Genomic DNA, 14831 nt, shown 5'->3' on the forward strand with positions numbered 1-14831 from the left:
CTCTCCGGCCTCAACCCGCGCCAACGCAGCCAACTTCTCCTCTAAACTACGTCGCTTGCCCATCAGCCCTCTCCTCTCAAGAGAACTGTAGCTTTTCCAGATGTCCCAGTTTAGGGGGGCAGTCCAAGGACGCTTCAGTGCAAAAGGTGCCGGACGCACCTAAGGCGACCCAGGCCGAAAACAGGCCTCCTTTGTCACCTTAAGAGAAAAAATCGTTCTACTTCAATGCGTTGAAAGGCGACATCGACCGGAGCCGATGTCGCCTTTGTCGCGTTTGCGTCACCTTTGCGTCGCCTTGGGTCGCGTTTGGCCGGCTTTAAGGTGACGCGGGGCCGCGCCGGCGTGGATCAGCTTTCCACCGGTTCGCCGCCATTGGGATGCAGCACCTGGCCGCTGATATAGGCGGCATCGGCGGAGGCCAGGAAGACATAGCTCGGCGCCACATCGGCCGGCTGTCCGGCCCGGCCCAGGGGCTGGCCCTGGCCGAAGTCGGCCGTCTCCTCCGCCGAGAAGGTGGAGGGGATCAGCGGCGTCCAGATCGGCCCCGGCGCCACGCCGTTGACGCGGATGCCCTTCTCCGCCAGTGCCGCCGCCAGCGAACGGGTGAAGGCCAGGATGGCCCCCTTGGTGGCGGCATAGTCCAACAGCTTCGGGCTGCCGCGATAGGCGGTGATGGAGGTGGTGTTGATGATGCTGGCATCCGCCTTGAGATGCGGCAGCGCCGCCTTGGTCAGATAGAACTGGGCGAAGATGTTGGTGCGGAAGGTCCGCTCCAGCTGTTCCGCCGAGACCTGCTCCAGGCCGGGCTGCGGGTGCTGTTCGGCGGCATTGTTCACCAGAATGTCGATCTGGCCGAACTTCTCCAGCACGGCGGCCACCAGGTCGCGGCAACGCTCCTCATAGCCCAGATCGCCGCGCCAGGTCAGGCAGCGCCGCCCCTCCGCCTCGACCATGCGGCGGGTGTCCTCGGCATCGGTGTCCTCGTTGAGGTAGGCGATGACGACATCGGCGCCCTCACGGGCGAAATGAACGGCCACGGCCCGGCCGATCCCGCTGTCACCGCCGGTGATCAGGGCCACCTTGCCCGTCAGCTTGTCGCTGCCGAGGTAATCGTCACGGATGGTCAGCGGCTGCGGGGTCATCTCCGTCTCGCGGCCGGGCCGCACATCCTGGTGCTGGGCCGGTTGGCCGTCGGTCTGCGGGGCGCGGCTGTCGGGTGCCATGGGATACCTCCGTCTCATCCAGTGGGCAGGGCTTGCGCAAACAACAGGGGCGGGGTACCTCCGTTCCGGGAACAAGCGGCGGGGCGTGATGTTGACGAGGAGCCTGCTGCCGTGCGGCCTTTCGGGCGAGGCAGGGACCAGGGCAAACGGGTGTTCCGGATGATGTTGATGAAGCGGCTGACCATGAACGACATCAACGCCTATCTCGACGGCGACCTCGACGATGCCGGGCGTGCAGCCGTGGAGATGGCCCTGGAAACCGACGCGGAGGCGCAGCAGTTGCTGGCCCGGTACCGCCAGCAGGTCAATGAACTGCACCGTCTCTATGACCGCGTGCTCGACGAGCCGGTCCCGGAGGACATGCTGGCGCTGCTGCGCAGCAACCGCCCGGCGCCGAACTGAGGGGCGTTCGGTCGGGGTACCGCCCGCCGCCGCCCGTGACCGCGCCCCCTGCGGCATGGCACCATCACCGGCATGAACACACCACCTCCGCGCCGCCCCGCCCGGCGCCGCCCACCTCCCGACATCGTGCTCGGCCCCATCCTGCATGCCCGCGGCGCCCAGGGCGGCGGCGGCCAGCCTCACCGCTGGCGGCTGTCCGCCACGTTCCTGCTGGCCGGCATGGACGAACCGCCCGACCTCCGGGTGGACGGGGTGGGGCTGCCGGTGCCGCCGCGCTTCCTGCACGAGTGGGGGGCGGTCGTGCCGGGCAAGGGTCCGGTCAGCCTGTGGCGCTATGATTTCGCCGTGCCGCGCGGGGTGCAGGACGGCCGTACCGGCTATGGTTTCGACCGGGATGCGCGCCGCTGGTATGTGGATGTGCCCGGCACCGGCATGCGCCCGCGTCTGGCCTATGTGGCCTGCGGCGGCTGCGAGGACGAGGGGGACATCGCCGCCGCCGGCCTGTCGCGCAATGCCCGTTGGGGCCACCTGCTGGGCCGCCACCGGGCGCACCCGTTCCACCTGCTGCTGATGGGCGGCGACCAGATCTATGCCGACGGTCTGTGGCGGGAGATCCCGGCTTTGCGGGCGGCGGCGGCCCTGCCTCTGGCCAGACAGGCCGCGCTGGATGCCCCCCCGGGCCTGGAGGCCGATCTCGACGCCTGGTACCTCAATGTCTATCGCCACGCCTGGGGCCAGAGCGAACCGGCCGCGCTGCTGGCCAGCGTGCCGGGCCTGCGCATGTGGGACGATCACGACATCCTGGATGGCTGGGGCAGCCATCCCGAGCCGGTGCTGGACAGCCCGCTCTACCGCGCCGTGTATGGTGCCGCCCGCCGGGCCTTCCGCCTGTTCCAGATCGGCATGCCCGACGACGACGCCCCGGAAACGCTGCTGGCGGCCGAGCCGCCCAGCTTCGCGCAGGGCCTGCAGTACAATGGCGTCGGCGTGCTGGCCCTGGATCTGCGCAGCGAGCGGCGCCCGACCCGGGTCATGTCCAGCCGCAGCCTGGCCGAACTGCCGGACTGGCTGGCCCGCTTCCGCCAGTGCCGGCATCTGCTGGTCATGTCCAGCGTGCCCATGGTCTTCCCCAGCCTGGGGCTGCTGGAGCGCATGCTGAACCTGATCCCCGGCCGCCAGCGGCTGGAGGATGATCTGCGCGACCAGTGGCGCAGCCCGGCCCATGCCGAGGAGTTCCAGGAGGTGGTCCGTGCCCTGGTCCGCTTCATGCGGGAGACACGCTGCCGCGTCACCCTGCTGTCCGGCGAGGTGCATCTGGGCGGCGTCGGCGCCATCCGCGGCCTGGATCTGGAGCTGTGGCAATGCATCAGTTCCGGCGTGGTGCATCCGCCGCCGCCCGCTGCCGCCGTGGCCCTGCTGGAACGGCTGGCCCGCCGGTCGGAGCCGCTGTTCGACGGGCTGACGCAGGAGATGCCAGGCTTTGCCGAAACCGGCCAGCGCCTGCTGCCCAGCCGCAACTGGCTGAGCCTGACCATGAACGCCGACAACGGCATCGACGCCGAATGGCATGCGGAAGCCGGGCCGACGCCGCTGACGCTGACCATCCCGGCCCTATGATGTCCTCGTCCTCGCCCAGGCCCCGGGTCAGGCCGGTTTGCGCAGCACCGCCAGCAGCCCGTCCACGGGCTGCCCCTTGTTCCAGCGCGGGATCACGGGCTGCAGGTGCTCCAGCAGCAGACCGGCGGCGGCCGTGGCCTGGCGCAGATGCGCCTCGCCATGGGCATAGCGGCGGCCTTCGTGCAGGCGGACCCCCTCCCCCCGTTCCAGGGTGAAGGCGAAGCGCCCCCCGGGCCGCAAGGCTCCGGCAGCGGCGGCCAGCACCGGATGCAGGTCGCCGAGATAGACCAGCACATCGGCGGCGACGATCAGATCCCAGGCGTCCGGCCGCGTCCGCAACGTCGCCACCAGCTCGCCGTCCCACAATTCATCATACAGATGACGCGCGCGTGCCTTCTCCACCATGCGCGGGGACAGGTCGAATCCGGCCAGCCAGGCGGCGAACGGGCGGAGTTCCACGCCGGCCAGCCCGGTGCCGCAGCCGGCATCCAGGACGCGCAGGCCGGTGCCCAGACCCAGCCCTTCCAACGCCTGCCGCAAGGCCTGCGGTGCTGTATAGCGCAACGTGCCGACCAGATGGCTGTCGAAGCGGTCGGCATAGCGGTCGAACAGCGCCCGGACGAAGGCCGGCGTCAGATCGCCGCCCGCGCCACTGCGGATCTGGGCCAGCAGAGCGGTGGCACCGGCGGGATCGTCGGGGGCCGCCTCCAGCGCCGCCTCCAACGCGCTCTCCGCCTTCTCCGGGTCCGCCAGCACCAGCCAGGCGCGGGCCAGCGCCACCTGGGCCGGATGGCGGGCCGGATCGGCCGGATGGGCATGGCGCAGCGCCGGTTCCAGCAGTTCCGCCGCCTGCACCGGCTCCTCGGCCCGGACCAGCATGTCCGCGACCTCGGCCAGCCCGGCCAGATCATGGGGAGCCAGGAACCGCGCCTCGCGGGCATGGTCCAGGCTGCCGGCGCTGTCGCCCGTCTCCAGCAGCAGCCCGGCCATCAGCCGGTGCAGGACAGCATCGTCCGACTGTGTCCGCAGCACGTCACGACAGAGGGACAGCGCCTCGGCCACGGCCCCGCTGTCCCGCAGCGCCCGGATCAGGCCGCGCCGCCAGTCCCGGCGGCCGGGATCGCCGTCCAGCGCGGCGCGGAAACCGGCCACCGCCTCGGCCGCATATCCATGCGCCAGCAGCGCATCGGCCGCCTCGCCGCAGGCATCCGGATCATCGGCGGTCAGCGCCCGCCGCCAGGACTGGAGATCATCGCCCGGTGGCGTCGGGTCGGACAGGTCGGCAGGCATGATTCGGTCGGTCACGGACAGCATCCGCCACTATGAGGAAGTCTGACCGGGTCGGGCACCGGTGCAGGTGGCTGCGACATATGATCGGGTCCGGCCGCCGGATCAATCCGGCGTGCAGCATGACGGCCCGCCCGGAGCCGAAGCGAATTGATCTTGAGTGTTGCCGAAAAGTCAGGTTCCAGGCCGCTTTTCCCGAGCGGGCGGCAGAGGCCCCGGTCCCCCCGCCACGGCCGTGGAACCCGCGGACCGGCCGGCGCCGCCCATCTCCACAGCCATGGCCTGCCTCTTTTTCGGAGATTCAGGGTTGACCCTGGCGGCGGAATCTGGGAACCCTATGCGGCCGGCGCATGGTGCCGGTGATTTTTTGAGGGAGCGGTCGCTGAACACCGTATCGGCGGCCTGAGTGTGGCGCCCGCGCGCAGGCGGGTAAACGGTCCGGACCGGGGTCCGGATCACCAGCGGACTTTGAGAAGGAGGACGACATGACCAAGACGCGCATCAGCGCCTTCGCCCGTCCCCGCCGCACGTCCGCATTGGTCGCCACCCTGCTTCTGGCCGGCATCGCCGGCTTCTCCTCCTCCGCCAAGGCAGGCGCCTGCCTGGATCACATCGTCAAGGCCGAACAGGATTTCAACATTCCCCGTGGCATGCTGCTGGCTGTGTCGCTGGTCGAGACCGGCGGTGGCGGCGAGCCGGCCGCCTATGCGGTGAATGTCCGTGGCCGTGCCACGATCGGCAAGACCGAGAGCGACGCCGTCCGCCATCTGCGTGACCACAAGGGCAAGATCCAGGATGCGGCCTATGCCGGCTGCATGCAGCTGTCCGTGGAACACCATAAGAAGAGCTTCCAGCCGGTCGAGAAGATCGTGAACCCGGAAGCCAATGTCCGTTATGCCGCCCGTTACCTGATCCAGCTCCGCAATGAGACGGGAAGCTGGGCAGCGGCCGTGGCCCGCTACAACGGCGCGTCCAGCCCGAAGGTCGCCCAGGCCTATCAGTGCAAGATCCAGCGGCAGCTGGTGAGCCTTGGCTCCGACTCGGCGAACCTGATCGATGCGCGCCGGTGCCCGAATGAAACTCCGGTGGTGACCCCACGCACGCGCCGGGCTTTCGAGCAGTCACAGACCCCTGTGGGCTGATACTCAGCCTGCGTTGACTGCCCTTACGCCCGTACCTTCGTGGTACGGGCGTTCGTTTTTCTGCGACCGGGACCCAGCCATGCCAGGATCGGACTGGTTCCCGGTGTCCGTTCTGGGGCAGGTGGAGGAATCTCCGGCCGCCGTCGCGCTGAGTTCCCATGCCCGCCCCACCTCCGCCGGCCACAGCCGGAAAAGCCATCCTGAACATGGTCTGCGCCGTGGCCCTGTTCGGCACCATGAACGCCATGGTGAAGTGGCTGAGCGCAACCTACCCGCTGAGCCAGATCGTGTTCTGCCGGTCGCTCTTCGCCCTGGTCGCCATCTGGCCGATGGTGCGGGCCGCAGGCGGCTTGTCCAGCCTGCGCACCGACCGGCCGCTGGGGCATGCGGGCCGGTCCCTGGCGGGTGTCACCGCCATGGGATGCAGCTTCACCGCCATCAGTCTGCTGCCGCTGCCCATGGCGGTGGCGCTGAACTTCACGACGCCGTTCTGGATCACCATTCTGGGCGTGCTGCTGCTGGGCGAGCGTGTGCGCTGGCGCCGGACCCTGGCCCTGGTTTTCGGTTTTGCCGGGGTCATGATCATGCTGCGTCCCGATTTCTCGGGACCGTTCGACCTCTCGGGCGCCGACCGGATCGCTCTGGGCAGCACCATCGGGCTCAGTGGCGCGGTCTTCGCCGCCTTCGCCATGATCTCGATCCGCCGGCTCTCGGCCACCGAGCCCAGCACCTCCATCGTCTTCTACTTCATGACCACCGCCTGCCTGATCAGCGGCGCCCTGCTGCCGTTCCAGGCCGTGATGCCCAGCCTTCACGACGGCATCATGCTGGTGGTGATGGGGCTGATCGGCGGCGTGGCCCAGCTTCTGCTGACCCGGGCCTATCGCGGCGCGCCGGTGGCGGTGATCGCCCCGTTCGATTACACCTCGATGCTGTGGGCCACCGGCTATGGCATCGTGCTCTGGGATGAATGGCCCGACCGCTTCGTGCTGCTGGGCGCTCTGGTGGTGATCGCCAGCGGCGTCTATATCACCCTGCGGGAAATCAAGCTGGGCGCACCGCCCACAGCCAAGAGCACAAGCGACAGTCACTGATGAACTACCGCCACGCCTTCCATGCCGGCAATGCCGCCGATGTGATGAAGCACGCCGTCCTGTGCCTGCTGCTGGAGCGGCTGTGCGCCAAGCCCAGCCCGTTCTTCGTGCTGGACACCCATGCCGGCATCGGGCGCTATGATCTGCTGGGCAGCGAGGCGACGCGCACGGGGGAGGCCGAAGGCGGCATCCGTCGGCTGTTGGCCGCCGGGGCGGATGTACCGGAAAGCCTGCGCCCCTATCTGGAGCAGGTGCGGCACTGCAATGGCGGGGCCGCCCCGGTCCGGTACTATCCCGGATCGCCGCGACTGGCCCGTGGCTTCCTGCGCGAGACCGACAGGCTGGTGCTGGCCGAGCTGCATCCGGCCGATGCCGCCACGCTGAAACAGGAATTCCACAGCGACAAGGCGGTGGCGGTCCATAACATGGATGGATGGCTTGCCCTGAAGGCTCACCTTCCCCCGAAGGAGAAGCGGGGACTGGTGGTCATCGACCCGCCGTTCGAGGCAGCGGACGAATATGGCCGCATGGTCGCGGCGCTGACGCTGGCCCATCGCCGCTGGCCGACGGGCCAATATCTGCTCTGGTATCCGATCAAGGACCGCGCCGCGGTCTGGCGCTTCCAGCAGGACCTTGAAGATAGCGGCATCCGCCGCATCCTGGCCGTCGAACTGACCTGGGCCGAGGATGACCGCAGCGACCGCCTGAACGGCTCCGGGCTGATCCTGGTGAATCCGCCCTGGCAGCTCGATCAGCACCTCCCCGACCTGCTGGACAGGCTGCACGGGCTGCTGGCCGCGACGGCCGGCGGGACCAGCGTCAATTGGATCGTGCCGGAATGATGGTAGCGGCCCCCTGACGCGGGCGCACATCCCGGTCAGGGGTCACGCCCTTCTTCGCTCACGGCCCAGCACCCGCCAGTACAGGCGGCGAGGGCCGGGCCTGCCATGGAAACCGGCAGGCGGCTCAGGCGCTGCGCCGGATATCGTCGGCCTGGTCTTCCTCGCGCCGGATGACGCGGTTGGCCGCGTCATTGGCCGCCTTGGTCGCCAGTTCGGAGATGCGCTGGCCGCTTTTCATCAGATGCTCCATCTCCACCCGCAGGATGTCGGATTGGGTGGAGACCAGATCCTGCATGCTGCGCACCCGCAGCAAAGATTGCGCCTGATCGGCCCAACGCTGCAGCGAATCCTGGCTGTAGCGCAGCCATTCCTGCCAGACCGATTGCAGCCCTTCCGCCATGGCCCCTTGCGCGGACATCAGCGCCTCCATGTTGCGGGAGACCTGCACCGACATGTCACGGCTGGAATTGGCGGCCCCTTCGATCAGGCGTTGGCTGCCTTCGACCGAACTCTGGGCCACCTGCCCGCCGATATCGACGCTCTTGCTGACAGTATCGCCCGCCGACTGGGTGATTTGTCCAACCTGTTCGCTCCCCTGCCGCGCCACGCGCCCGAACTCCTGGGCTGCGTCCCGCGTTTCACCGCTGGTGCGTCGGGTCGTATCCTTTGCCGCCGCGGCCATATCCTTGACCGTGGTCGCAGAGTCTTTCTCGTTCGCCATCGCGGAATCTCCTGCCGATCAAATCAGCGAAACAACCGCCACGCGGCGGCTCCATTTCGCTATCGTGCAGTGCGGTAATACCATGCCTTTCCTGCGACACTACAGAGAAAAACAAACAACAAAAGCACGAACAGACTTGGTTCTTCGCAGTAACCAACCTCGGCTATGCCATCTATTTACATACCCGATATTTCGCTATTTCGCCGCTTTGTGGTATGACGGCGAATCGCTGGCCGGAAAGGATTCCATCGACGCCTCCTCAACCCGATCCCGCTGCTCTGGCGGCGTGCGATCCGCAAACGGATCGGGGTGGGGACCGGACAGGACCTCGGCCACGTCCGGCGCGGAGTGGCGCGCGGGGCGGGAATGCGCGCCATGGCGACCCGGTGCAGACGCTCTGCGGTCCATCTGCTGGTACAGCGGACAGTGCCCGCTGCTGGCACGCAGCAGCAGCAAGCCACCAGCCAGCGCCAGGGCACTTCCCGCCCCGCCCCCCCGATCCAGGCCGAGCAGCAGCAAGGCCCCCCCGATCCCGCCGGTCAGGATACGTTCGCCCGGACCGATATTGACGGGACCGATGGGGAGAAATTGGTTGGCGTGCTTCATGGCGGCTGACACGGATGCGCTCCCTCTGCCGGTTCTGACATCACAGACGGAACGGGACCGGGGTGGGCTGGTTCCCGAACAGGCCCGTGCCGAACCCGGACCGCCTGTTCCCGCTTCCTGTCCAAGCGCATAGGATGTCACCCTGCCCCTTCATTTTTTGCACGTCCTGCCGCATGGTGACGTGTCCCGGTACGGCAGCGTCTAAAAGGGTGAAGAGAGATGGCGCAGACTTTGCGGCGGCCATTCATGGCGGAAATCCAGATGGCGCAGCGCACCCGTCCTCTACAGGCCGGTGAGGCCGAGGCACCGGCCGCGGCGCCTCCTCCGGCATTGGTCCAGCTTCCGGCGGACAACAGCGAAATCCTGGCGGCGATCCAGGGGCTGGGCAACAAGCTGGACAAATTCCTGACCGTCGACCATCAGCAGATCGAACAGATCCAGGTGGAGGTCTCGGACATCGCCGGCCGGATACGGGCAACCAAACTGGAGATGGCGGCGCTGCGGCATCCGCTGGCGACCGAAGACACCTTCCAGGAGGCGAGCCAGCAGCTTGCCGCCGTGGTGAAGGCTGCCGAAGCTGCGACCAACACCATCATCGGGGCCGCCGAGGAAATCGAGGACATTATCGGCGAGGTTCGGGCCCAACTGCCGGAGGGTTACCAGAACAGCCGCCTGCATGATCTCAGCGAGGTCATTCCCCGCATCTATGAAGCCTGCAACTTCCAGGACCTTACCGGGCAACGCATCACCAAGGTGGTCAATGCCCTGGCCTTCATCGAAGAGCGTGTGGAGGCCATGATGTCGGTCTGGAACAAGAAGGAATTCGAAACCCTGCCGCTGCCGCCCGGCCTGGCCCGGACCGACTCGGGGCTGGAACTGCACGGCCCGGCGATGCCGGCCGAGACCATTTCCCAGGACGATATCGACGCCCTGTTCGACTGAGAGCCACGGGCGGCGCTTCTGCCGCCCCCCCTGCCACAGGAAAAACAGAGCGACGGCTATTCCTGGTCGGCGCGCTCACAGCGGATCGCCATCACGGCCATCTGCGTGCGGTTCCGTGCCCCGAGCTTCTGCATCATGGCGCGGATATGCACCTTGACCGTACCTTCCAGCACGCCGAGCCGCCGGGCGATTTCCTTGTTGGAACACCCGGACTGCAGCAGATGGAAAATATCCTTCTGGCGTTTGGTCAGACATGCCACATCCGGCTCCTGCGACGCAGGCAGCGGAACCCGGCTGTCACGGATCAGCCGCTTCGGCAGTTGCACATAGGCATCGGGGGCAAGGGCCAAAGCTACAGCGTTTTCAAAGACTTCTGAACTATCACTCTTCAGCAGCACCGCGCAGGCCCCCGCTGAAATGCAGGCCCTCGCATCGGCCCCGCGGTCGGACGACGACAAGGCCAGCAACGGCACCGGTGCGAGCCCCCGCGCCACTTCCCCGACCCGCTCCACCCAGTCCGGGCCGAGATCGTCCACATTCATCAACACGGCGTCGCAAACGGCACCCTGCGTGATCAGGGCCAGCCCCTCTTCCAGCGTAGCAGCCTGCTGGATCGCCGCCCCCGGATAGATGGCGGTCAACGACAGGGCCAGACCGTGGCGCAGGAGCGCCTGGGGATCAATGATAAGGAAGCGGTAACGGCGGAAGCCCGGCACGACACCGGCCGGCGCAGCGGCAGGACTCATCGGCCGCAAGGGCGTTGCCGTCCGGGTCACCGAACCGATCCGGAGAGCCATCGTCATCGTCACCCCCACCCCTTTTCCGCTGTGTTAACGCCGCGTGAACATACTCCCTCGGGTTAAGTCCTTTCGCAAGATAAAGGTGGGAAGGGGGTGGGTGAGTGTTTTACTATTCTGCAAAGTCTGCGCCCAGGCGTCAGGCCGATGAGCCCCGTCGCAGTAAAGGCAGGTTAAAGTTTATTCACCGCCTCATTTACTACTTTTTTTCTTAAAAGATTGATAAAATCCAATCTATCGGGGACGCACATGCCGGAAACAGTCCTGCTGGTTGATCATGACCAGCTTTTCAGCGCCGCCTTGGCGGCACTCCTCTCCGAAGAGGGGATGACCGTCGACACGCCGGCCGCGACCCTCGCCACCGCTCTTGAGCGGCTTGAACGGGAGGATGGACCGGCGCTGGTGATCGTCGACCCTGCCACCCTGCCCGACGCCGGCAGCGGGGAAGCCGTTGCCGCGCTGCGGCAGGCGGCACCGCAGACCCGTGTCGTCGTGCTGACATCCAGTATGCAGGATACGGCACTGCTGCGCAGTCTGGCCGCGGACGCGGATGCCCATATCGCCAAGACTGCCGCCTTCGAAACCGTGCTCCGCGCGCTCCGCCTGACGCAGCTTGGCCAGGCCGTCTATCCGGCGCGGATTGCCGCCCTGTGGAATCAAAGGATGCAGGCCGGCGACGACGGCGCTGAATCCACGGATCTGCTGGAACTGTCACCGCGTGAGCGTCAGATCCTGGCCTGCGTCGTCGCCGGGCTGTCCAACAAGGCCATTGCACGCCGGCTCGCCATCACGGAAAGCACCGTGAAGATGCATTTCAAAAATGTCATGCGGAAGATCGACGCGGAAAACCGGACCCAGGCCGCCATCTGGGCCATGGACCACGGCATCCAGCCCGTTGCCTGCTGAAGCTGGGAGTTCCTCCGGCCGGATAGGGAAAAGGGGGCGCCTGACGGCACCCCCTCCCATTGGCCCGGACAGGGAAGGCGGTCCGAAGACCGCCTGTCCGATTACGGGAAAATGATGACGGCGCGGCGGTTGGACGGCTCGCGCACGCCATCGGCCGTCGGAACCAGCAGATCCGTTTCGCCCTTGGCCTGAACCGCGATCTCGCCGGCCGGAACACCCTTGCTGACCAGGTACTCGCGCACGGCCTCGGCACGCTGCTGCGACAGCTTCAGGTTATAGTCGGCGCTGCCCGACGTGTCGGTGTAGCCGCTGACCTGAATGGCCGCGATCTTGCCGGTCTTGGCATTGCTGATGACGTTGTTCAGCACCTGCTGGGCATCGGCGCTCAGCACAGCCTTGTTCCAGTCGAAGAAGACCGTGAAGTTGCGGCTGATGGTCGGGGCCGGAGCCGGGGCAACCACGGGAGCAGGCGCCGGAGCCGGAGCAGCGACCGGAATCACGGCCGGGGCGGCCTTGGGAGCAGGCGTGGTGCCGAACAGCACGCGCAGGCCGACCATGACCGAGTGGCTCTCATACTCGTACTTGAAATCGCGGCCGCGGGTGGAGGTGGTCTTCACCGGATCGGCATTCAGGTAGCGATAGCCCAGCGACACATCCATGTTGTCGAACAGGGAGTAGGTGACACCGGCATTCAGCTGCCACGCCACGGTCGTATCGGACTTGCTGGCGTTCTCGCCGGCGGTGAACAGGTTGCCGGCCTTATGCAGACCGATGTCCGCAACACCGACGCCACCGCCGATATAGGGACGGAACGGCGTCCCGGTCTGGATCTCATAGGCGGCGACGCCCATGTAGGTCAGGGCGCTGGTCTGGCCATTGCCGCCGCTGCGGCCGGCGCTGCCACCGGTGATGTCACCGATGGTGGCACGGCTGTAGCCGATCTCGGCGCCGAGACGCAGACCATTGCCGAAGCGATAGCCGCCCTCGACCACACTGGCGACCGATCCCTTGTAGTCGGCCTTGGAAGACGGCGTGGCTTCGAAAGTGGTGTCGTTCAACCAGGTCATGCCGACCTGGGAACCGAAGTAGAGCCCTTCCGGCAGGCCCTGAGCCGAAGCCATGGCCGGAACAGCCAAAGCGACAACGGTGCCCATGAGCAGATGGCGCAGCGTCATAGTGATTTCTCCTTATGGGGCCCTTGGATGGGCCGCTCCCTTCTTCACAGCCGTTGCCGGGCTTGTCCGGCCCGGACACACAGAAGCGCGGCCGGCAACCCGAACGGTCCAGCCCGCGCAACTGTTACCGCTATCGATATTGGGACTCAAGCCGGCAGAAATAAGGCATGCCCCCGCGAAAAGGGCTCTACCGTTGAGGATTACCCCGAACGGCGGTGCAAAAGGGCCGCACCCTTGGTCGTTCTGCCGGATTTAGGCCCTTATGCTGCGTTGCGGAAGGCTCGGACCGCCGCCTGCTGCGCCTCGACGATGTCGGCGAAAACGATCCCATGCAGAGATTGCAAAACAGGATGGACCGCGTGGAAGACCACGCCACCGGCATCCTCGACGGCGAGACCGACGGCTTCATCCTCGACCTCGATCATGAATGATGTGTTCTGCCGCATGGCTTTTCCTCAGGACAGACCCCGTTCCATACGGGCGTGCCGGACGCGGGTCTAGCAGGGTGGCGATCCGCGTTGCCACCACACTTCTGTTACAACGGGGCGTTCATACGGCCAGCAGGTTCAGCCGTCCCATCCGACCTTCGGCCGAACAATGACGGAAGACCGAGCCATGGTAGGATCGGTGCCCCGACCAAACGGAGAAACCATCCCCGTGTCCGCTGCCATCCGTCTCATTTCCTCGGCGCCACCGTCCGAGGGCAAGGCCCATAGGCTCGCACCCGGCGTCCATTGGGTCAGGCACCCCCTGCCCTTCGCCCTGGACCATGTCAATGTGTGGCTGCTGGAGGATGGCGCCACCTGGACCCTGGTCGATACCGGCGTCCACAGCAGCCGCAGCCAGTCGGCCTGGGAGGCGGTGTTCGCAGGGCCGATGCAGGGCCGACCCGCCAGCCGGGTGCTGGCAACCCATTTCCACCCTGACCATATCGGGCTGGCGGCGTGGCTCTGTCAGCGCTTTTCCGCGGATTTGTGGACCAGCCGGACCGAATGGCTGCTGGCCCGGTTGCTGCATCAGGACCAGACGCCGGCGCTGCGCGATGAAATCCGCACTTTCTACTCGGCGGCCGGTCTCGACGATGAACAGACGCAGGCGCTGACGGAGCGCGGCAATGCCTACGCCCGCGGGGTGCCGGCACTGCCGGCGCGCTACCACCGGCTCCGTCAGGATGACGGGGTGCGGATCGGGGATCGGCTCTGGCGCGTCGTGACCGGTGGCGGACACTCGCCTGAGCATGTGTGTCTTGCCTGCGAGGATGCCGGCGTGTTGATCGCCGGCGACATGATCCTGCCGGGCATCAGCCCCAACGTCAGCGTCTGGGCCAATGAACCGGACGCCGATCCGCTGAGCGAGTTCTTCGACGGGCTGTCACGGCTGCGCGGGCTGCCGGATGACCTTCTGGTTCTGCCGTCCCATGGCATTCCCTTCCACGGTCTGCATGGGCGGATTGATGAACTGCTCCACCACCATGAAATCCGTTTATCCGAGGTGATGGATGCCTGCGCGGCAGCCCCCCAGAGCGTGGGCGATATCACCAGGCTGCTGTTCCGCCGGCCGCTGGATACCCACCAGTTGAGCTTCGCCGTCGGCGAAGCGCTGGCTCATCTCAACCATCTCGTCGTACAGGGGCAGCTGCGGCGCGAGACCGATGCCGCCGGTCGATGGTGGTTTCAGCGCCGATAGGGACAATCAGCCGGAACGGACCGCCCGATCATGCCGCGCCTCGCGCGCCTGCCAAAATCCGTGAACCGTTTCAGCGCTCCGAGCCACCCGCCCCGGCCCGCCCGGCCGGGGTGAACTGCGCCGGATCGTCCAGTACGGTTGCGGCCAGGGTCTTCATGGTCTTGGGATCATCGACCCGGACCAGGCGCACATGCAGTTTGCCCACCGCGTCGCGGGTTACCGCCACCACCTCCCAGACGCTGGCTCCCAGCCCGCGCTTAACATACCGCTGCCCTTCGGTAACTTCCTGTCGACGTCGGATCACAGCGTCCCCTCACAGCCACCCCCGCACCATGGCCGGCGAACACGCCCTTTTCATGGAAGTTCCTGCGCCGCCGCCATGCGGACCGGA

At 66.8% G+C, this 14831-nt stretch carries 16 protein-coding genes; 8 read left to right on the forward strand and 8 right to left on the reverse strand.

The features are described 5' to 3' along the window. Positions 1 to 347: 347 nt before the first annotated feature. A complete protein-coding gene (locus DK368_RS19075; RefSeq protein WP_114395576.1) occupies positions 348 to 1223 on the reverse strand; it encodes an SDR family oxidoreductase in 876 nt (291 codons plus the stop codon). A 168-nt stretch (positions 1224 to 1391) separates the two neighbouring features. Between DK368_RS19075 and DK368_RS19080 the strand changes: the two genes are divergently transcribed. Together DK368_RS19080 and DK368_RS19085 are read left to right on the forward strand one after the other, a co-directional pair. Beyond that, positions 1392 to 1625, forward strand: a complete 234-nt coding sequence (locus tag DK368_RS19080) for an anti-sigma factor family protein (protein ID WP_114395577.1) — start codon at positions 1392 to 1394, stop codon at positions 1623 to 1625. A 72-nt stretch (positions 1626 to 1697) separates the two neighbouring features. After that, entirely contained in the window at positions 1698 to 3242 is a 1545-nt protein-coding gene (locus DK368_RS19085) for an alkaline phosphatase D family protein (RefSeq protein WP_155524636.1), read from the forward strand. A gap of 27 nt (positions 3243 to 3269) precedes the next feature. On the opposite strand, the gene DK368_RS19090 is transcribed toward DK368_RS19085, so the two are convergent. Continuing rightward, complete coding sequence (locus DK368_RS19090; protein ID WP_162306103.1) at positions 3270 to 4547, reverse strand: tetratricopeptide repeat protein; 1278 nt, start codon at positions 4545 to 4547, stop codon at positions 3270 to 3272. A 467-nt stretch (positions 4548 to 5014) separates the two neighbouring features. On the opposite strand from DK368_RS19090, the gene DK368_RS19095 reads away from it, so the two are divergent. From DK368_RS19095 to DK368_RS19105, 3 genes are all read left to right on the forward strand, one after another. Beyond that, positions 5015 to 5671, forward strand: a complete 657-nt coding sequence (locus tag DK368_RS19095) for a transglycosylase SLT domain-containing protein (protein WP_114395579.1) — start codon at positions 5015 to 5017, stop codon at positions 5669 to 5671. 158 nt (positions 5672 to 5829) lie between these two features. Then, positions 5830 to 6765 (forward strand): DMT family transporter, encoded by a 936-nt coding sequence (locus tag DK368_RS19100; protein WP_114395580.1) that lies wholly within the window; start codon positions 5830 to 5832, stop codon positions 6763 to 6765. Then, the gene (locus tag DK368_RS19105; protein ID WP_114395581.1) at positions 6765 to 7607 is read left to right on the forward strand and encodes a 23S rRNA (adenine(2030)-N(6))-methyltransferase RlmJ; all 843 of its coding nucleotides are present in this window, start codon (positions 6765 to 6767) and stop codon (positions 7605 to 7607) included. The genes DK368_RS19100 and DK368_RS19105 overlap by 1 nt, the downstream gene beginning before the upstream one ends. A gap of 124 nt (positions 7608 to 7731) precedes the next feature. On the opposite strand, the gene DK368_RS19110 is transcribed toward DK368_RS19105, so the two are convergent. Continuing rightward, a complete protein-coding gene (locus tag DK368_RS19110) occupies positions 7732 to 8328 on the reverse strand; it encodes a phasin family protein (RefSeq protein ID WP_114395582.1) in 597 nt (198 codons plus the stop codon). A gap of 195 nt (positions 8329 to 8523) precedes the next feature. Then, positions 8524 to 8934, reverse strand: a complete 411-nt coding sequence (locus DK368_RS19115; protein ID WP_114395583.1) for a YgaP-like transmembrane domain — start codon at positions 8932 to 8934, stop codon at positions 8524 to 8526. A gap of 219 nt (positions 8935 to 9153) precedes the next feature. On the opposite strand from DK368_RS19115, the gene DK368_RS19120 reads away from it, so the two are divergent. Further along, positions 9154 to 9876 (forward strand): protein phosphatase CheZ, encoded by a 723-nt coding sequence (locus DK368_RS19120; protein WP_114395584.1) that lies wholly within the window; start codon positions 9154 to 9156, stop codon positions 9874 to 9876. A 56-nt stretch (positions 9877 to 9932) separates the two neighbouring features. On the opposite strand, the gene DK368_RS19125 is transcribed toward DK368_RS19120, so the two are convergent. After that, positions 9933 to 10679, reverse strand: a complete 747-nt coding sequence (locus tag DK368_RS19125; RefSeq protein ID WP_162306104.1) for a response regulator transcription factor — start codon at positions 10677 to 10679, stop codon at positions 9933 to 9935. Positions 10680 to 10922: 243 nt separating this feature from the next. Between DK368_RS19125 and DK368_RS19130 the strand changes: the two genes are divergently transcribed. Continuing rightward, on the forward strand, positions 10923 to 11579 hold the full coding sequence (locus tag DK368_RS19130) for a LuxR C-terminal-related transcriptional regulator (RefSeq protein WP_114395586.1): 657 nt from the start codon (positions 10923 to 10925) through the stop codon (positions 11577 to 11579). 101 nt (positions 11580 to 11680) lie between these two features. Here DK368_RS19130 and DK368_RS19135 read toward each other — a convergent pair whose 3' ends face one another. Together DK368_RS19135 and DK368_RS19140 are read right to left on the reverse strand one after the other, a co-directional pair. Then, positions 11681 to 12754: an OmpA family protein gene (locus tag DK368_RS19135; RefSeq protein ID WP_114395587.1), complete on the reverse strand. Its 1074-nt coding sequence runs from the start codon at positions 12752 to 12754 to the stop codon at positions 11681 to 11683. A 260-nt stretch (positions 12755 to 13014) separates the two neighbouring features. After that, on the reverse strand, positions 13015 to 13179 hold the full coding sequence (locus DK368_RS19140) for a hypothetical protein (protein WP_155524638.1): 165 nt from the start codon (positions 13177 to 13179) through the stop codon (positions 13015 to 13017). 232 nt (positions 13180 to 13411) lie between these two features. Between DK368_RS19140 and DK368_RS19145 the strand changes: the two genes are divergently transcribed. Continuing rightward, positions 13412 to 14440, forward strand: coding sequence for an MBL fold metallo-hydrolase (locus tag DK368_RS19145; protein WP_240002580.1), 1029 nt, complete (start codon positions 13412 to 13414; stop codon positions 14438 to 14440). A 70-nt stretch (positions 14441 to 14510) separates the two neighbouring features. Here DK368_RS19145 and DK368_RS19150 read toward each other — a convergent pair whose 3' ends face one another. Next, entirely contained in the window at positions 14511 to 14744 is a 234-nt protein-coding gene (locus DK368_RS19150; RefSeq protein ID WP_114395590.1) for a hypothetical protein, read from the reverse strand. Between the last annotated feature and the right edge of the window lie 87 nt (positions 14745 to 14831).

This window comes from Oleisolibacter albus, assembly GCF_003336875.1.
Taxonomy (GTDB): Bacteria; Pseudomonadota; Alphaproteobacteria; order Azospirillales; family Azospirillaceae; genus Niveispirillum; species Niveispirillum album.